Here is an 18,156-nt window from a genome sequence, read left to right on the forward strand (position 1 = left end):
CCCCTGGCCTGCGCCCGGCCTGCCAGGACACCTCAGCGGATATCCAGCCGCTCCAGCGCACGCACCAGGTCGGCCAGCGTGCGCACCTGCATCTTGCGCATGGCCTGGCCGCGCCGCACCTTCACCGTGATCTCGCTCACGCCCAGGTCTGCCGCGATCTGCTTGTTCAGCAGGCCGCGCACCACGCCCACGACCACTTCCTGCTCGCCCGGCGACAGCGACTGCCAGCAGGCGCGCAGCGCCTGTTCGCCGGCCTCCAGCGCGCGGCGCTGGCGGTCCAGGGCAATGCCCTGCTGGATGGCGTCCAGCAGGTCCTGGTCGCGGAAGGGCTTGGTCAGGAACTCGATGGCGCCGGTCTTCATGGCCTCCACGCTCATGGGAATGTCGCCATGGCCGGTGATGAAGATGGTGGGCAGCTTCAGGCCCATCTCCAGCATCTGGCGCCGGAAATCCATGCCGCTTTGGCCCGGCATGCGGATGTCCAGCACCAGGCATGCAGGCCCCGCGGGCGGCTGCCGCTGCCAGTGGTCCAGAAACTCGCGCGTGGCGCCGAAGGCGCGCACGCACAGGCCCACCGAGGCCAGCAGGTCCTCGATGGCGGCGCGCACCGAGGCGTCGTCATCGACGATGTAGACAAGTGCCTCGGCTTCGGCCGTGGAGGGTTCAGCCATGGCGCAATCCCGTGGAAGACCTGTCGCCCGTGGCCGGGGCGCAGGCAATGGTGATGTGAAAGACCGTGCCGCCGCGCATGTCCTCGCGGTCCGTGGCCCAGATGCGGCCGCCGTTGGCCTCGGCCATGTGGCGGCAGATGTTCAGGCCCAGGCCCATGCCGTCGGGCTTGGTGGTCCAGAAGGCATCGAACAGGTGGGTGCGGGCCAGCGGCGACAGGCCTTCGCCCGCATCGGCCACGGTCAGCACCAGTTGCTGGCCCAGGGCCTGGGTGGTGACGGTGATGCGCCGCTGCGCGGCCGGCGTGCCCTGCATGGCATCCATGGCATTGATCAGCAGGTTGGCCAGCACCTGCTGGATGTGCACGCGGTCGGCCCAGGCCGGCTGCAGCGCGGGCGCCAGTTGCAGGTCCAGGGCCACGCCGCGCCGGTCCAGCTCGGCGTCCGACAGGCGCGCCATCTCGCGCACGGCGTCGTCGAGGTCGAAGGACTGGCGGCTGGGCGCCTCGCCGCGCGCCATGCTGCGGATGCGGGCAATGACATCGCTGGCGCGCTGCGCATCGCCCAGGATGCGCTCCAGCGCCTGGCCGGCCTTGGCGAGGTTGGGCGGGTCCTGGGCCAGCCAGCGCTGGCAGGCATTGCCGCTGGTGACGATGGCCGCCAGCGGCTGGTTGACCTCATGGGCGATGGAGGCCGTCAACTGCCCCAGGCTGGTGGTCTGGGTGATGCGCATCAGCTGGGTGCGCGCCTCATGGGCCGCGTTCTGGGCCGCCACCATCTTCAGGCCCAGATAGGCCGTGATGGCAATGGCCAGAATGCTGATCACCATGTTGATCAGTCCGGTGCGATAGGCACCGGCAGGCGTGAGCGCAAAGCTGGCCAGGGTCAGCACGATGCACAGCGCCGTGAGGCCGATGACCACGCGCGGGCTGAACCAGCGCACCGCCACCAGGATGATGGCGGTATGGAACACGGCGGCCGCCACGGCGTAGTCGGTCAGCGTGTCCAGCGCGAAGATCGCGGCCATGGCGACGCCCATGGCCGCCAGGATCAGGGCCCGGGGCCAATGGGGAAAGCGGCGCAGAGCGGTGGTCATGGCGTGCAGGGAAAAGGAATGGACTGTCAGCTGCCAATTCTCATTCAAGAAGCCGCTGCACCTGAATGCAGGCTATACCCGAACCGTACGATACTGGCGCGACCCAAAACAAGGGACACCGAGGAAGGGCCTGGGCCGGCCGCGCCGCCCCGCACCGAAGGTGTCGTCCCCCTCCCGCGTAGCGAGAGAGGGGGAAGCCGCGCAGCGGCTCAGGGGGTTCACAACACTGGCCGCCGGCCCACGCTAAGTTGGAGTTCCACGGTGGCCTTGGCCAGCTCGGTCTCGGCCTCCAGCGATCCCAGGTAAGCCTCGTCGGCCGAGCGCTGGGCGGACAGCAGCTCCAGCAGCGAAGCCTCGCCATGCCGGTAGGACAGGCGTATGCCTTCGAGCACGCGCTGCGCATCGCGCAGCACCCCGTCGCGGTAGCGCTGCACGTTCTCGCGCGCGGCGGTCAGGCGAAAGCGCGCGCCGCGCACATCGGCCTCTGCCCGGTTCTGGGCCTGCTGCAGGGCCAGCATGGCCTGGGTCACGGCCGCCTCGGCCTGCACCAGATCGCCCCGGTCCAGGCGCGACAGCGGCAGCGGCACGCTGACCGAGACCGACAGCGTGCGCGAGCGCCCGCCGCCATCGAAGGGATTGCCCTGGGCATCGGTGCCGGCCGCCGTGGACGGCACGGCGGCCATGCCCACGGCCAGCGTGGGATTGACCCAGCGGTTGGCCTGGGCCAGGCCCGCGTTGTCGCGTGCATGCTCCAGCGCCGCCTGGGCGATGCGCACCTCGGCGCGCGACTGCAGCGCCTGGGCGACCAGGGCGTCGGCATCCTCCAGCCCCGAGACTTCGGCCAATTCCATGAAGCCGCATTGCAGCGTGTCGCTGGCAAAGACTTCGGACAGGCGGCGCCCCAGCGGGACGGACAGCGCCAGCCGCGCGGTCTGCGCCTCTGCGCGCGCCTGCACCACCTCGGCCTGGAAGCGGTCGCGCTCCACGCGCGACTGCAGCCATTCCACGCCGCCGATGTCGCCGGCCTTGCGCCGCAGCTCGTTGGCCTGCACCACGTCGCCCAGCGCCTTCAGCGTCTGCTGCTTGCGCTCCAGCGCCAGCGAGTCGCGGCAGGCCTGGGTGTAGTCCTGGGCGGCATCGGAGAACAGCTGGCTGCGCACGCCTTCAAGGCCGGCCTCGGACAGGCGCACCTGGCTGCGTGCGGACTGGATGCGCGCGGCGCGCTTGCCGCCCGTCTCCAGCTCCATGCTGATCTCGTAGTTGCGCGTGGTGGGCCGGGGCTGGCCGGTGCGCACCTGCTCGCGCGAGGCGCCCAGCATGAGGCTGGGGTCGGGGCGTATGCCGGCGATGCCGATGCCGGCACGCGCGGATTCCACGCCCTGCTCCTCCGAGCGCAGCAGGGGGCTGTGCTGCTCCACGGCGTTGAGGTAGTCGGAAAAGCGCAGGCCGGCGGACGGCGCCGTCTGCGCCTGGGCTGCGGCGCCAAGGCACAGCAGCAGGGCCAGGGCCTGCCTGGGGAAGAAAGGGGTCGTTTGCATGGCGACTCGCATCAATGGGGTTGGCTCGTTTCGGTGCGATGCCCGCCCTCGTCCTCGGCGGCATCCAGATCGCCGCTCTCACCGCGTTCAGCGGCGCGGCGCTGGCGGCGCTCGGCCGCGCGGGCGGCACGGGCCTCGATCACGTAGTAGAGGTTGGGCAGCAGCAGCAGGGTCAGCAAGGTGGCGCTGAACAGGCCGCAGACGACGACGGTGGCCAGGGGCCGCTGCACGTCGCTGCCCAGGCCCATGGCCAGCATGGCCGGCGTGAGGCCGAAGGCGGCGACGGTGGCCGTCATCAGCACGGGGCGCATGCGGCTGGAGGCGCCTTCGAGCACGGCTTCGCGCAGGCCCAGGCCGTCCTCGCGGCGCAGCCGGTTGATCTGCGAGACCATGAGCACGCCCGAGAGCACGGCCACGCCGAACAGCGCGATGAAGCCCACGGCGCTGGAGACGTTGAGCGTCATGCCGCGCAGGTGCAGGCCCGCAAAGCCGCCGATCATGGCCAGCGGCACCACGCCCAGCACCAGCAGCGGCTGGCGCAGGTTGCCGAACTCGCCGAACAGCAGCACCAGCATGATGCCCAGCGTCAGCGGCAGGATCATGAGCAGCCGCGCCTCGGCACGCTGCAGGTTCTCGAACTGGCCGCCCCACTCGATGTGCAGCTTCTGGCGGTCGTAGTCCAGGTGCTGATCGATGGCGGTGTGCGCATCCTTGAGGAAGCCCGCCAGGTCGCGGCCGCGCACATTGAGCTTGACGAGGATGTGGCGCTCCCCGCCCTCGCGCACGATGACGCTCTGGCCCACGGTGGTAGTGATGCGCGCCACGTCGGCCAGCGGCACCTGGGCGCCATTGGCGGCCGACAGGCGCAGCGCGCCGATGGCCTCGGGGCTGCTGCGCGTGTCGGGCGTGAAGCGCACGGCCATGTCGTAGCTGCGCTCGCCCACGTACAGCTGGCCAATGGAGGCCCCGCCCACGCCGGTGGAGATGAGCTGCGCCACCTCGGAGGCATTGATGCCGTAGCGCGCGGCAGCGGCGCGGTCCAGCGCAATGCGCAGGTTGGGCAGCGGCGGCTCCACGTCCACGGCCACGTCGGCCGCGCCGGGCACTTTCTCCAGCACGGCCACCAGGGCATCGGCCACGCGCCGGTCTTCGGCCAGGTCCTGGCCGAAGACCTTCACCGTGAGGTCGCTGTGCGCGCCGGACAGCTTGTCCTGCACGCCGTCGATCATGGGCTGCATGAAGCCCACGGAATAGCCGGGCAGCTGGTCGAAGCGCGCGGCCATCTTCGCGATCAGCTGCTGCTTGGTCAGGCCCGACTTCCATTCGCCATAGGGATGCAGGCCCACGCTGGCCTCGATGTGCGAGGGCGTCCAGTAGTCCGTGCCGTCATCGTTGCGCCCGGTCTGGGTGACGATGTAGGAGACCTCGGGGAACTCCAGCGCAGCGCTGCGCAGCGCGTCGGCCATGTCGCGCGCCTTGTCCAGCGTGATGCCGGGCGGCATCTGCACCTGCAGCCAGATGGAGCCTTCGTCCAGGTACGGCAGGAAGTCGCGGCCCATGGTGCCAGCCAGCACGCCCAGGGCCAGCAGCGAGGCCGCCACGGCCCCCGCCAGCCAGCGCACGCGGCCCACGGCCACGCCCAGGAAGCGGTCATAGCCCACGCCCAGCCGGTGCAGCACGGGGTTGTGGAAGATCTTGCGCGGCCTGCGGAAGGCCAGCCAGGCCAGGGCCGGCGTGAGCAGCAGGGCCACGGCCAGCGCCCCCACCAGGGCCGCGCCCACGGCGCTGGCCATGGGCGAGAACAGCTTGTACTCGATGCGCTCGAAGGCGAACAGCGGCAGGTAGGCGGCCGCGATCACGCACATGCCGAAGAAGATGGGCCGCGCCACCTGCAGCGTGGCCGTGATGGCGTCCCTGGGCGTGAGCGGCCGGTTCTGGTCGGCCTCGCGGCGCCGCAGGATGTTCTCGACCACGACCACGGCGCCATCCACCAGGATGCCGAAGTCGATGGCGCCCAGCGACAGCAGGTTGGCCGGAATCTTCGCGTGGTGCATGAAGATGAAGGCCAGCAGCAACGCCATGGGAATGGTCAGCGCCACGATCAGCGCCGCGCGCGGGCTGCCCAGGAAGACCAGCAGCACCAGGGTGACGACGATCAGGCCTTCGGCCAGGGTCTTGCCCACGGTGTGGGTGGTGCGCTCGATCAGCGTGGTGCGGTCCAGGTAGGGCACGACCTTCACGTCGGGCGGCAGCAGCTTGCCGTTGAGCTCCTCCACGGCGGCGTGGATGCCCTCCAGCGCCTGCGAGGGGTTGGAGCCCTTGAGCAGCAGCACGATGCCCTGCAGGGTGTCGGAGTTGCCGTCCTTGCCCAGGATGCCGCGCCGCTCCACGTTGCCGTAGGTCAGCCGCCCCAGGTCCTTGACCAGCACGGGCGTGCCGCTGTCCGTGGTCTTGACGACCACGTTGCCCATGTCGTCCAGCGAGCCCAGCAGGCCCACGCCGCGCACCACATAGGAGACATCGCCCCGGTCGATGACGCTGCCGCCGCCGCTGGCGTTGTTGGCATTGATGGCCTCGATCACCTGGGACAGCGCCAGCCCGTACTGCAGCAGCCGCGCCGGGTCCAGCTCCAGCATGAACTGCGTGGTCAGGCCGCCGAAGTTGGTCACGTCCACCACGGACTGGGCCTTCTTCAGGCGCGGGATCACCACCCATTGCTGCAGCTCGGACAGCTCGCGCAGGCTGCGCACCGGGCTTTCCAGCGTGTAGCGGTAGACCTCGCCCGTGGGCGAGCTGTAGGGGTCCAGTCCGGCGCGGGCGCCGTAGGGCAGCGTGACCTCGTCGATGCGCTCCTTCAGGCGCTGGCGCGCCCAGTAGCCGTCCACGCCGTCCTCGAAGACCACGGTGATCAGGGACAGCGCGAACAGGCTGCGCGAGCGCAGCACGTGCATGCCGGGCGTGGCCAGCAGGGCGCGCTCCAGCGGAATGGTGATCTGCTGCTCTATCTCCTCGGCCGCAAGGCCTGGCACCTGGGTGACGATCTGCGAGGTCACGTCGGCAATGTCGGGATAGGCCTCCAGCGGCAGCTGCTTCCAGCTGAACACGCCATACAGGGCCGCGAAGCAAAAGACCAGCCAGACCACGCCGCGGCGCGAAAAGCCGATGTTGACGATGCGCTCGATCATTGCAGCAGCACTCCCCCGTTGACCACCACGCGCTCACCGGCCGCCAGGCCCGAGAGGATCTCGGCCTGGCCGTCCTGCTGCGCGCCGACCTGCACGTCGCGCGGCTCGAAGCGCCAGCCGCCCTTGTCCACGAAGACGCGCGTGCTGACCTGGCCCTGCAGCAGGGCCGCGGCGGGCACCATCACGGCCTGGCGCGCCGGGGCGTCGAAGCCCACGCGCGCAAACATGCCGGGGCGCAGCCGCCCTTCGGGGTTGTCCACGGCCACGCGCACCTTGACGCTGCGCGTGGCGGTGTCCACCAGCTCGCCCACGTACTGCACGCGGCCCTGCAGCTGCAGGTCGGGATAGGCGGCCAGCGCGATGTGGGCCTGCTGGCCCACGTCCACATGGGCCAGGTCGCGCTCGCTGACGCTGGCGCTGAGCCAGACCTTGCGCAGGTCGGCCACGGTCATGACGGAGGCATTCACATCGTTCCAGTAGCCGCCCTGCGAGCCCGCCATCTCGACCACGCGGCCGCTGATGGGCGACTTGACCACGTAGCTGCCGCGCGAGCCTTCCTGCACGGCCGCACCCAGCTGGGACAGGTGGTCGGAGGCGGCGCGCGCATCGGCACCTGCTGCGGCCAGCGACTGCTGCGCGGCCTCGTAGTCCTTGCGCGCGGCGATCTCGGCATCGAACAGCAGCTTCTGGCGGTCGAATTCCTGGCGCGCGTGCAACAGCGCGGCCTGGGACTTGGCGTGCTCGGCACGCACGCTGGAGATCTCGGAGGAGTCCATGGTGATCAGCGCATCGCCGGCCTTCACCGCATCGCCCAACTGGTGGTGCAGGCGCACCAGGCGGCCCGCCACGGGCGGCGTGATGCGGACCAGCTTTTCAGGCTCGGCCTCGATGGTGGCGGGGGCCGACAGGCGGGTCTGCAGCGGCTGCAGGGCGATCTCTGCCACCTGCAGGCGCTCGCGCAGCGGCGAGCCTTCGGGCACCACGATGAGGTTGCCTTCGCGGCGCACGGGGGCCGGCTGCGGGGCGGCGGTGGCGGGGGTTGCCACTGCAGCCTGGGTTTCGGCCGGGCCGTTGCAGGCGGCCATGGCCACGCTGATCAGCAGCCCGCCCACAGGCCAGGCGGCCGCCAGCAAGGGATGGCGCGGGTGCAGGCCATGTGGTTGGCCATGGGGTCGGCCTGGTCGTTCAGAAGCGAGAAAGCGGGTCATCCTGAGGTCTCCGGGTGCCACGGACCCGCGCAGACCTCTCGCCCCTTCAGGCGATCACAGGCCTCCGCCCGGGTCCGGGCAGATTAAGAAATGGAAGAAGGGAAAGACGGGAAGGGACGGCGCGGCAGCGCCTGGCAGGATCGGGATCGGAATCAGGATCGGGGTCCATGGGGTACTCCTTTGCGTGTGGGTGGCGCAGTCCCCGTGCAGGCCGGGAGCCCTGTTTGCTGCAGTGCAATATGTGCCCGGAATTATCAAAGGCGAAAGTGCCTGCGGCCAGCCTTTGTTGGGAAGGCTGGCCTGTTCATTGGTGGATGCGGGATATACCTTCGTATAGAAGATGGCCGGCACAAGGCCCCCCCTCGGCCCGGCCCAGCCCGGCCCGGAAAGCAAAAAGCCGCCAGCGCGGAGCGGGCGGCTTGCGGGCGATGGCCTGCGGGAAAGCTCAGTCCACTTTCAGGCCGATGGCTTTCACCAGTTCGCCAAAGCGCTCGCGCTCGGTGGCGTGGTGGTCGATGAAGGCCTTGCGGCTCAGCGGCGCGGGCGTGGCGCCCAGGGTGAGGATGACGTCGTTGACGTTCTTTTGCTCCAGCGCCTTGGCCACGGCAGTGCGAACGGCCTCGATCACCGATTCGGGCGTGCCCGTGGGCGCGTAGATGCCGAACAGCGTGTCCGCATCAAAGCCCGGCAGGCCGCTTTCGGCCAGCGTGGGCACGTTGGGGTACTGCGGCGAGCGGTGCGGGCTGCCGATGGCCAGCAGGCGCAGCTTGCCCGCCTCGACCTGCTTGAGGCCCGGACCCGGGTCGAACCAGAACTGCAGCTGCCCGCTGAGCACGTCGCTGAGCGCCGGGCCCGCGCCCTTGTAGGGGGCGTGCACGGCATCGACGCCGGCCATGCGCTTGAACATCTCGCCGGCCAGGTGCGGCGAGCTGCCCTGGCCCGGCGAGCCGTAGGACAGCTTGCCGGGGTTGGCCTTCAGGTGCTTGATGAAGTCGGCCACGTTGGTGGCGGGCACGGCGGGATTGGTCTCCAGGAACACATGCACGCGCGCCACGGCAGCCACGGGCGTCAAATCCTTTTCGGGATTGAAGGCCAGCTTGCTGTAGATCATCGGGTTGATGGTGATGGCACCGCCCGAGCTGAGCAGCAGCGTGTAGCCATCCTTGGGCGCGCGCACGGTTTCGCTGATGCCGATGTTGCCCCCCGCGCCGGGCTTGTTGTCCACCACCACCGACTGGCCCAGCACCTGGGACATGGTGGGCGTGATGGCGCGCGCCAGCACATCGGCCGCGCCGCCGGGCGCGAAGTTCACGACCAGGCGCACGGGGCGCTCGGGCCATTTGTCGCCGGCCTTCTGCGCCAGCGCAGGGACCGAGGCCGTCGCGCCCAGCAGGGCCAGCAGGCCCAGGCGGCGCCAGCGGCTGAAGGGATTTGTCTTGTGCATGAGCTATGTCTCCTTGGGTTATGAGTTCTTGAAAACGGTGAGGGCGCCTGAAGCAGCAGCGGCGCTACGGTCAATCCAGCCGTATGCCCGCCGACTCGATGACCTGGCCCCAGCGCCGGCTTTCGCTGCGCCAGTAGTCACGCATCTGCGCAGGCGTGCCGGGCAGCGGCTCCAGCGACAGCGCCTCGAAACGCGCCAGCACGGCAGGCGAGCGCAGCGCCTGCTGCAGCGCCACGGACCAGGCCTGTACGGTGGCGTCGTCCGTGCCGGCCGGCGCCACCAGGCCCTGCCAGGCATGGGCCTCGAAGTCCTTCACGCCCTGCTCGGCCAGCGTGGGCACAGATGGGTGGCTCTTGAGCCGCTCGGCGCTGGCCACGCCGATGACGCGCAGCTTGCCGGCCGCAATGTGCTGGGCCGCCGCCGCGCTGTCGGCCAGCATGAAGGGGATCTGGCCGCCGATCACGTCGATCAGGGCCGGCCCCGCGCCGCGATAGGGCACATGGGACATCTTCAGGCCCAGGCGCTGCGACAGCAGTTCGGTGGCCAGGTGATGCGGCGTGCCCAGGCCCGGGCTGCCGTAGCTGACGGGGCCTGGCTGGGCCTTCACCCACTGCGTGAACTCCTGCAGGTTGTGCACCGGCAGCTGGTTGCCGACCACGAGGAACAGCGGAAAGCGCGCCAGCAGGCCGATGGGCACAAAGTCCTTCTCGGCGTTGTAGGCCAGCTTGCGAAACAGGTGGGGGTTGGCCGCCAGCGTGGCGAAGTCGGCCGTGAAGACCAGGCTGCCCAGCTCGCGCGTGCGCGCCGCGTATTCGGCGGCGATGTTGGTGCCGGCCCCGGGCTTGTTCATGACGACCACGGTGCGGCCCAGGGCCTTGCCAAAGGACTCGCCCACGGTGCGCGCCACGGCGTCCGAGCCGCCGCCTGCGGCAAAGCCCACCACCCATTCGACGGGCTTGCCGGTCTGGGCGTGTGCCGTGCCCATGCCCAGCAGGGGCGGGGCGCCTATGGCCAGTGCGGCCTTGAGTGCTTGTCTGCGCAGCATCTTGTCTCCTTCTTGTAGTGGCTCGTTTTGCCTTGAGCGCGTTCAGCGCGGTGCGACAGCGCCCGCGTTCTCGGACAGGCTGACCAGTGCGTGCAGCGTGCGCGTCACGGGCACGGCAATGCCCAGGCGGTCGGCCACCTGCAGCACGGCGCCATGGATGGCGCCCGTCTCGGTGGCACGGCCGGCCAGCAGGTCCTGCAGCATCGAGGGCTGGTGGCCCCGGTGGTGGTCCAGCGCATCGCGCACGGCCGCGCCCACGCGCTCGGCGCTGGCGGCGACGCCATGGGCATGGGCGACGGACAGCACCTCGTCCAGCACGCGCTGCAGCAGGGCCTCGCCCTGCGGATTGGCCAGTCCGTCCACGGTCTGGCGCGTCACGGCGCACACGCCGTTGAAGGCGGCATTGAAGGCCAGCTTCTCCCAGATGGCTTCCTGCACCTGCGGGTCGATGCGGCAATGCATGCCTGCGCGGTTGAGGTCTTCCGCCAGCAGGTCGAAGACCGCGCTGCGCTGGCCATCGCAAGGCATGAAGCGGATGCCGCCCTGCCCCATGGAACTGACCTCGCCCGGCGACATCACGCGCGCAGGCCAGGTGGTCACGCCCACGGCGATGCGTTCGAGCGGCACCATTTCACGCGACACATCGGCATGGCCTATGCCGTTTTGCAGGCTCAGGAAGTGCGTGTCCGGCCCGATGAGATGGGCAATGCCCTGCAGCGCTGCCCGCGTATGGGCCGACTTGGTGAAGACCAGCCACAGCGCGGGCCCGGCCGTGAGCTGCTCGGCCCGCGCCGCATGCACGCGGGCCTGCAGCAGCCCCTCATCGGTGTGGCAGCGCGCGCCATCGCGGTTCAGGGCCTGCAGCAGCTCGTCGTTCACGTCGACCAGGGTCACATCCAGGCCGATGCGGGCCAGCCGCGCGCCGAACAGGGTGCCCATGGCGCCTGCGCCGAGGATGCCTATGCTTCTTGTGTTTTCCATTGCCGTGTCTCCTGCAGGGGGCTTCGCCTCAGGCGACTTCGACCTCGACCACGATGGGCTTGGGATGGGCCAGCGCGCGCGCCAGCACATCGGCCAGCTCGGCCGCGTTCTCCACATGCACGCCGTCGCAGCCCTGGCCACGGGCGAGTGCCACGAAGTCGATGTCGGGCAGTTCCGTGCCCTCGACCTTCTCACCCTCGCGGTAGCCGAAGACATGGGCGAAATCCTGCAGCGCCGCATAGCGGCGGTTCTTGAGGATCACGAAGCTGATGGGCAGGCGCAGCTGGGCTGCACTCCAGAGGGCCTGGATGGCGTACATGGCCGAGCCGTCGCCGATGACGGCGACCACCTTGGCCTCGGGCTGTGCCAGCGCCACGCCCACGGCGGCCGGCATGCTGTGGCCCAGGCCGCCGCTGCACATGGTGTAGAAGGTGCCCGAATGGAAGATGGGCAGGTAGGTCTGGATGGTGGAGCGCGAGCTGGGCGCCTCTTCCACCACGATGCTGCGCCGGTCGCGCACCTGGGCCAGCGTGTGCATGGCAAAGGCCACCGACATGCGCTCGCCTGCGGCGGGCGCGGTCGGCACGGGCGCTGCGGGCCGGGGTGCGGGCGCCTGGCGCGGTGCGGGCGCGGGGCGCTGCAGCAGCTCCTCCACGCCCATGCGCACATTGCCCACGGCAGCCGTGCCCACGGGGGCCCAGGCGGCAATGGCCGGGTCCTCGATCAGCTGGTAGAGCGCCGTGCCTTCGGGGATGTGCGGGCCCTCGCCTTCCACGTGGTAGGTGAAGGCGGCCGCGCCCACGGCGAAGACCACGTCATGGCCGGACAGCAGCTGCACGATGCGCTCGCGCATGGCGGGCAGGAAGCCGGCGAACAGGGGATGGTCCTCGGGAAAGCTGCACCGCCCGCTCATGGGGGCCACAAAGACGCGGGCCTGGTGGCGCTCGGCCAGCGCGACCACGGCATCCCAGCCCTGGGCCCGGTCCACGGCCGCGCCCACGACCAGGGCCGGGGCACGCGCGGCGTCCAGCGCCTGGCCGATGAGGTCCAGCGTGCGCGGATCGGGCCGCGTCTCGAAGCCCACGTGGCGCAGCGTGACGGGCTCGGCCGGCTTGTCCCAGTCATCGGCGGGAATGGAGACCAGCACGGGGCCGCGCGGCTCCTGCATGGCGATGTAGTAGGCGCGCGCCAGCGCCTGGGGCACGTCTTCGGCGCGCGCGGGCTCGCAGCTCCACTTCACATAGGGCTTGGGCAGCTCGGCGGCCTGGTTGGAGTGCAGGAAGGGGTCGAACTGCAGCAGCGAGCGCGCCTGCTGGCCCGCCGTGATCACCAGGGGCGTGCGGTTCTTGAAGGCCGTGAAGATGTTGGCCATGGCGTGGCCCACGCCCGCAGCCGAGTGCAGGTTCACGAAGCTGGCATTGCGCGTGGCCTGGGCGTGGCCGTCGGCCATGCCCACGACCACGGTTTCCTGCAGGCCCAGCACATAGGAGAAGTCTTCGGGGTAGTCGCGGAACAGCGGCAGCTCGGTCGAGCCCGGGTTGCCGAAGATGCGCGTCATGCCCAGCTCGCGCAGCATGGCGATCACGGCATGGCGCACGGTGTAGGTCGCGGTGCAGGTCGCGGTGGAAGAGGATGCCTCGGCGGGCTGGCTGCGCGGTGTGGTGGGTGCTTGCAAGATGGGGTCTCCTGGGAAATGGGCCAGCCGCCCGGTGCGTGCCGCGCGGTGGCCATGGAAGTCGGTGCCCATGGTGCAGGCGCTTATGATTTCCAGCAATTGAATAAACTATCTAAGAGATATTCACCAAATGGATATCAAGAACCTGGACCTCAACCTGCTTCGCGTCTTTGACGCCGTGTACCGCCACTGCAGCGTCAGCCGCGCGGCCGAGGAGCTGGGCATGTCCCAGCCCGCCGCCAGCCAGGCCGTAACGCGGCTGCGCCTGCTGCTGGGCAACCCGCTGTTCGAGCGCGCGCACGCAGGAGTGCGCCCCACGCCGCGTGCCGAGCGCCTGGCGCTGGCCGTGCGCCAGGCGCTGGAGGTGCTCGAAGTCGCCATGTCCGAGGCCCAGAGCTTCGAGCCGCTGCAGGCGCGCCAGCGCTTTCGCATCCACCTGAGCGACATCGGCGAGGCGCGCTTTCTGCCGCCGCTGATGCAGGCGCTGCACCAGCGCGCCCCACATGTGCAGCTGGAGACCCTGCCCATGCCGCTGGACGGCATTGCCGATGCGCTGGACCGGGGCACGCTGGACATCGCCATCGGCTTTCTGCCGGGTGGCACGCGGACCCGGCAGACCGTGCTGCTGTCCGACCATTACGGCGTGCTGCTGCGCAGCGGCCACCCCGCGCTGGCGCACGTGCCCGAAGACGCGCCACTGGCGCTGGCCACGCTGCGCCAGCTGGATTTCGCGGCAGTGCGCTCGCATTCGGAGACGCTGCGCATCCTGCAGGCGCTGCGGCTCGATGAGCGCATCCGCCTGTCGGCCGCACACTTCATGGCCGTGCCCTCCATCGTGGGCAAGACCGACCTGGCGGTGATCATGCCGGCCGAGATCGCGGCAGGTTTTGTCGAGCGCGGCGGCTATGCGGTGCGCGATGCCGACATGCCCGATCACCGCTTCGACGTGTCGCTGCACTGGAGCTGGCGCTTCGAACAGGAACCGGCCAAGCGCTGGCTGCGCGAACTGGTCTGCGAGCTGTTCCAGCAGCCCCGGCACCGCGAGGCCGCCGCGCCCTGAAGGGCCGGCCGTCACGGGCATGACTTGCGGGCTGCCAACACTAGAGCGTGTTATGCACTTTTACGTGCCCGCGAGAGCCTGCCGACTCAGTTTCGTCTAAGAAACCGGCGCCAGACTGGTCCCTGCGCCGACAAGGGCACGCGGCCGGCCGCGCCGAAGATGGGCACCGGCCTGTTTCATCCACTCTCCAGGAAAGACTCACCATGCAACTCAAGGACAAGGTCGCCTTCATCACCGGCTCGGCCAGCGGCATCGGCAAGGAGATCGCCACGCTGTTCGCCAGCGAAGGCGCGCGCATCGTCATTGCCGACCTCAACAAGGAGGCGGCCGACGCCACGGCGGCCGAGCTGCGCGCCACGGGAGCGCAGGCCATGGGCGTGGCCGTGGACGTAACCGACGAGGCCCAGGTCAACGCCTCGGTCGAGGAGGCCGCCCGGGCCTTCGGCGGCATCGACATCCTGGTCAGCAATGCCGGGATACAGATCGTGCATCCGGTGGAGGAATTCAGCTTTGCCGACTGGAAGAAGATGCTGGCCATCCACCTAGACGGCGCCTTCCTCACCACGCGCGCCTGCCTCAAGCACATGTATGCGCAGGGCCGCGGCGGCAGCGTGATCTACATGGGATCGGTGCACTCCAAGGAGGCCTCGCTGCTCAAGGCGCCCTATGTCACGGCCAAGCACGGCCTGATCGGGCTGGCCAAGACCGTGGCCAAGGAAGGCGCCAAGCACGGCGTGCGCGCCAATGTGATCTGCCCGGGCTTCGTGCGCACGCCGCTGGTGGACAAGCAGATTCCCGAGCAGGCCCGCACGCTGGGCATCAGCGAGGACGAGGTCATCAAGAACGTGATGCTCAAGGAAACCGTGGACGGCGAGTTCACCACCACCGAGGACGTGGCCCGCGTGGCCCTGCTGTTCGCGGGCTTTCCCAGCAACGCACTGACCGGCCAGTCGCTGGTGGTCAGCCACGGCTGGTTCATGCAGTAAGTCGCCAGTCGCCCACTCAATCGGCCCTCAATCGGCCTTCAGGCCCAGCGCACGCGTCACGGCCGCATAGCGGTCGATGTCGGCCGCGATCAGCGCCTGGAATTGGCCCGGTGTCTGCCGCGCCAGGGTGTAGCCCTGGTCGCGCAAGCCAGCGCTGACGGCGGGATCGGCCAGCGCCTGCTCCAGCGTGTCATGCAATGCCTGCACCGTGGCCCGGGGCGTGGCGGCAGGTGCCAGCAGGCCGTGCCACTGCTCCACTGCAAAGCCCGGCAGGCCGCGCTCGGCCACTGTGGGAACGCCGGCCAGCTGCGGCAGTCGCTGCGGCGCCGTGACGGCCAGGGCGCGCACGCGGCCTGCAGCGATCATGGCGGCAGCACTGCTGGCCGTGACCATGCCCGCCGCCACCTGGCCTGCCGCCACGGCCGTGATGGCCGGGCCGCAGCCCTTGTAGGGCACATGCTGCACAAAGCGCTTCGCCTCCCGGGCCAGCATCTCGCCGGCCAGGTGCTGGGGCGTGCCGTTGCCGCAGGAGGCGAACAGCAGCGGCCGTTCCTGGCGCGCCTGAGCCAGCGCATCCTCCAGCGTCTGCAGCGCGCTGTCCGCAGGCACGACCAGCACCGAGGCGATGGAGCCCGCGTTGAACACCGCCGTGAAGTCCTTGCGCGGATCGAAGTCCAGGCGCTCGTACACACCGGGGTTGATGGCGAACGAGCTGTTGGCCATCAGCAAGGTGCTGCCGTCCGCCGCGGCCTGGGCCACGGCATGGGCGCCGATGTTGCCGCTGGCGCCGGGACGGTTCTCCACCACCACGGGCTGGCCCAGGCGCTGCTGCAGCTGCTCGCCCAGGCGCCGCGCCAGCAGGTCCGTGCCGCCACCCGGCGGAAACGTCACGACGATGGTGATGGGCCGCTCCAGGCGCGTGCCGGCCTTGCCCGGCGCCGCCAGCCACAGCCCCGATGCGCCAGCCAGCAGCGCGCAGGCCGCCAGCGTCCAGAGTCTCCGTCGCTTCAAGGTACGCCCTTCAAAAAACATGGCAACTGCTCCACTGGGCTAGGTGCAAAAAACCGGCGCAGCCCAACTCAGGGACACCGAGCAAGGGCCTAAGCCGGCCGCGCCGCCCCGCAGCCAGGGTGTCGCCGGTTGCCCGGACGCCCCCCTCCCGCGCAGCGAGAGAGGGCGCCGTGCACACGGGGGAAGCCGCGCAGCGGCTCAGGGGGTGCCTCATTTCAGGTGTCGAGGCCGATGTCGAGAACCCGGGCGCTGTGCGTGATCCAGCCCACGGCGATCTGGTCCACGCCGGTCTCGGCCACGGCGCGCGCCGTCTCGGGCGTGATGCGGCCCGAGGCTTCGGTCACCGCGCGGCCGCGTGCCATGGAGACGGCCGTGCGCAGCGTGTCCAGGTCCATGTTGTCCAGCAGCACCACTTCCACGCCCAGGGACAGCGCCACCTCCAGCTGCTCCAGCGTGTCCACCTCCAGCTGGATCTGCACCATGTGGCCCACGCCCGCGCGCGCCCGGGCCAGGGCTTCGGCCACGCCGCCAGCCAGCGCGATGTGGTTGTCCTTGATCAGCACGGCATCGTCCAGGCCGAAGCGGTGGTTGCTGCCGCCGCCCACGCGCACCGCGTACTTCTGCAGCGCGCGCAGGCCCGGCATGGTCTTGCGCGTGCAGGTCACGCGTGCGCCCGTGTCGGCGATGGCCCGCGCGATCGATGCCGTGGCCGTGGCCACGCCGCTCAGGTGGCACAGGTAGTTGAGCGCCACGCGCTCGGCGGTGAGGATGGCGCGCGCGCTGCCGTGGATGCGCGCGATCTCCTGGCCGGGCGCCAGTTCGCTGCCATCGCGCAGCACCGGCTCGAAGCGCGACTGCGCATCCAGCGCACGGAACGCCAGCCGCGCCATGTCCAGCCCGGCCAGCACGCCCTCCTGGCGCGCCACCAGGCGCAGTTCGGCCTGTGCGTCCGCAGGGACGATGGCATCCGTGGTCAGGTCGCCCGCGCGGCCCAGGTCTTCCAGCAGGGCCGAGCGCACCAGCGGCTCCAGCATCAGGTCGGGCAGCGGCGGTACCGGCAGGCGGGCACTGAGGGTATTGGCAATATTAATGCTCATTTTGAGTATATATAGGTCAAAAAAATGTGGCGCGCGGCCTTGCGGGCTTGAGCGAGGAACTTATGCTAGATACGAGCATAAGTGCTGTCAAGCCATTGTCACAATCGGGCAAGTGCCGTGCGGCTCAGGGAGAACCGTCGATGCCCTTGGCCAGGGGCAGCTTGCTGCCGGAGATGGCGCGCTCCAGCAGCACATCGCTGCGAAAGCGGAACAGCTTGGCGGGCCGGCCCGCCGAACCCACCGTGAGCTGGCCGGTCTCCTCGACCAGATCCTGCTGCTCGATCAGGCGGCGGAAGTTCTGCTTGTGCAGCCCGCGCCCGGCCAGGGCCTCCACCGTCTGCTGCAGCTGCAGCAGCGTGAACTCGGGCGGCATCAGCTCGAACACCACGGGCCGGTACTTGATCTTGGCGCGCAGCCGCGCCATGCCCGTGGCCAGGATGCGGCGGTGGTCGTGGTGCATGGCCTCGCCAGGCAGCATGGCGGCCGCGCCATGGACGCGGTGGGCCGCCTCCTGCACCAGCCCGGCCTCATACAGCAGTTCGTAGCGCTGCAGCACCATGTCCTCGTTCCAGGGCCCGCCGTCCAGGCCGAAGGCGATGTCCGCGCGCTGGCGCCGCAGCGCACGCTGGGCGCCGCGCGCCTCGGCCATCCAGGCATGCAGGCGCGGAGCGATGTGGGAGCGCAGCAGGGCCGGCTCGCCGCCGCGCCAGTCTTCCCAGGGAAAGTAGCGGTACCAGTCCTGCCAGACGGCCTGCCCCGTGCTGCGGTCGGCAGACTCGCGCGTCAGCCCCAGGTAGCTGACCGAGATCACGCGCGCCCCGCTGGCATCGGTGCGATCGCCATCGGCAAAGGTGTAGAGCTGCTCCATGTAGCCCAGCGGGTGATGGGTCTGCTCCTCCACCCAGGCACGCAGGCCGGCCTGCAGCGAACGGTGCCCCACCTCGAACGGCCCCGCCGGCAGCAACTGCCCGTCCGCCGTGGTCAGCACGCGCGGCGTGCCCTGGGTCACCGCCGCCAGCACGGCAACGAGTTCGGCATGGATGGGAGAGGCTGCGGGACTGGTGGGGTGGGGCACGAAGGTGAGGGGCGGTCGGTTGGCGGGATGGGTGATTATGGTGGGTTGCCGCCGCTGCGGCCGGCTGCCGCCCTGCCCGCCCGGCCA

At 70.0% G+C, this 18,156-nt stretch carries 14 protein-coding genes; 2 read left to right on the plus strand and 12 right to left on the minus strand.

Features of this window, described 5'->3' with window-relative positions:
- Positions 1 to 32 precede the first annotated feature (32 nt).
- From AC57B5_RS14280 to mdlC, 9 genes are all read right to left on the minus strand, one after another.
- Positions 33 to 671: a response regulator transcription factor gene (locus AC57B5_RS14280; RefSeq protein ID WP_013804046.1), complete on the minus strand. Its 639-nt coding sequence runs from the start codon at positions 669 to 671 to the stop codon at positions 33 to 35.
- Positions 664 to 1,764 carry a sensor histidine kinase gene (locus tag AC57B5_RS14285; protein ID WP_496399778.1) on the minus strand — a complete coding sequence of 367 codons (1,101 nt, stop codon included), beginning with the start codon at positions 1,762 to 1,764 and terminating at the stop codon, positions 664 to 666. The genes AC57B5_RS14280 and AC57B5_RS14285 overlap by 8 nt, the downstream gene beginning before the upstream one ends.
- Positions 1,765 to 1,982: 218 nt before the next feature.
- Positions 1,983 to 3,302 carry a TolC family protein gene (locus tag AC57B5_RS14290; protein ID WP_496399779.1) on the minus strand — a complete coding sequence of 440 codons (1,320 nt, stop codon included), beginning with the start codon at positions 3,300 to 3,302 and terminating at the stop codon, positions 1,983 to 1,985.
- Positions 3,303 to 3,313: 11 nt separating this feature from the next.
- The gene (locus tag AC57B5_RS14295) at positions 3,314 to 6,487 is read right to left on the minus strand and encodes an efflux RND transporter permease subunit (protein WP_496399780.1); all 3,174 of its coding nucleotides are present in this window, start codon (positions 6,485 to 6,487) and stop codon (positions 3,314 to 3,316) included.
- Positions 6,484 to 7,695 carry an efflux RND transporter periplasmic adaptor subunit gene (locus AC57B5_RS14300; RefSeq protein ID WP_269197417.1) on the minus strand — a complete coding sequence of 404 codons (1,212 nt, stop codon included), beginning with the start codon at positions 7,693 to 7,695 and terminating at the stop codon, positions 6,484 to 6,486. Before AC57B5_RS14300 ends, AC57B5_RS14295 begins: the two co-directional genes overlap by 4 nt.
- A gap of 445 nt (positions 7,696 to 8,140) precedes the next feature.
- Entirely contained in the window at positions 8,141 to 9,139 is a 999-nt protein-coding gene (locus tag AC57B5_RS14305) for a Bug family tripartite tricarboxylate transporter substrate binding protein (protein WP_043824887.1), read from the minus strand.
- A 70-nt stretch (positions 9,140 to 9,209) separates the two neighbouring features.
- Positions 9,210 to 10,184: a Bug family tripartite tricarboxylate transporter substrate binding protein gene (locus AC57B5_RS14310; RefSeq protein ID WP_097203504.1), complete on the minus strand. Its 975-nt coding sequence runs from the start codon at positions 10,182 to 10,184 to the stop codon at positions 9,210 to 9,212.
- A 42-nt stretch (positions 10,185 to 10,226) separates the two neighbouring features.
- Positions 10,227 to 11,165 carry a ketopantoate reductase family protein gene (locus AC57B5_RS14315; RefSeq protein ID WP_496399781.1) on the minus strand — a complete coding sequence of 313 codons (939 nt, stop codon included), beginning with the start codon at positions 11,163 to 11,165 and terminating at the stop codon, positions 10,227 to 10,229.
- A gap of 28 nt (positions 11,166 to 11,193) precedes the next feature.
- Positions 11,194 to 12,840, minus strand: coding sequence for a benzoylformate decarboxylase (gene mdlC, locus AC57B5_RS14320; protein WP_496399782.1), 1,647 nt, complete (start codon positions 12,838 to 12,840; stop codon positions 11,194 to 11,196).
- 130 nt (positions 12,841 to 12,970) lie between these two features.
- Between mdlC and AC57B5_RS14325 the strand changes: the two genes are divergently transcribed.
- Entirely contained in the window at positions 12,971 to 13,900 is a 930-nt protein-coding gene (locus AC57B5_RS14325) for a LysR family transcriptional regulator (protein WP_496399783.1), read from the plus strand.
- 203 nt (positions 13,901 to 14,103) lie between these two features.
- The gene (locus AC57B5_RS14330) at positions 14,104 to 14,886 is read left to right on the plus strand and encodes a 3-hydroxybutyrate dehydrogenase (RefSeq protein ID WP_012203473.1); all 783 of its coding nucleotides are present in this window, start codon (positions 14,104 to 14,106) and stop codon (positions 14,884 to 14,886) included.
- A gap of 27 nt (positions 14,887 to 14,913) precedes the next feature.
- Here the strand turns inward: AC57B5_RS14330 and AC57B5_RS14335 are convergent, their stop codons facing one another.
- The 3 genes from AC57B5_RS14335 to AC57B5_RS14345 form a co-directional block, all read right to left on the minus strand.
- On the minus strand, positions 14,914 to 15,918 hold the full coding sequence (locus AC57B5_RS14335) for a tripartite tricarboxylate transporter substrate-binding protein (protein ID WP_043824861.1): 1,005 nt from the start codon (positions 15,916 to 15,918) through the stop codon (positions 14,914 to 14,916).
- A gap of 194 nt (positions 15,919 to 16,112) precedes the next feature.
- The gene (nadC, locus tag AC57B5_RS14340; protein WP_496399784.1) at positions 16,113 to 16,994 is read right to left on the minus strand and encodes a carboxylating nicotinate-nucleotide diphosphorylase; all 882 of its coding nucleotides are present in this window, start codon (positions 16,992 to 16,994) and stop codon (positions 16,113 to 16,115) included.
- A 124-nt stretch (positions 16,995 to 17,118) separates the two neighbouring features.
- Positions 17,119 to 18,069: an NUDIX hydrolase gene (locus AC57B5_RS14345; protein WP_496399785.1), complete on the minus strand. Its 951-nt coding sequence runs from the start codon at positions 18,067 to 18,069 to the stop codon at positions 17,119 to 17,121.
- Between the last annotated feature and the right edge of the window lie 87 nt (positions 18,070 to 18,156).

It is taken from the genome of Delftia sp. BGA-UO-ETr-SB1 (assembly GCF_059567865.1).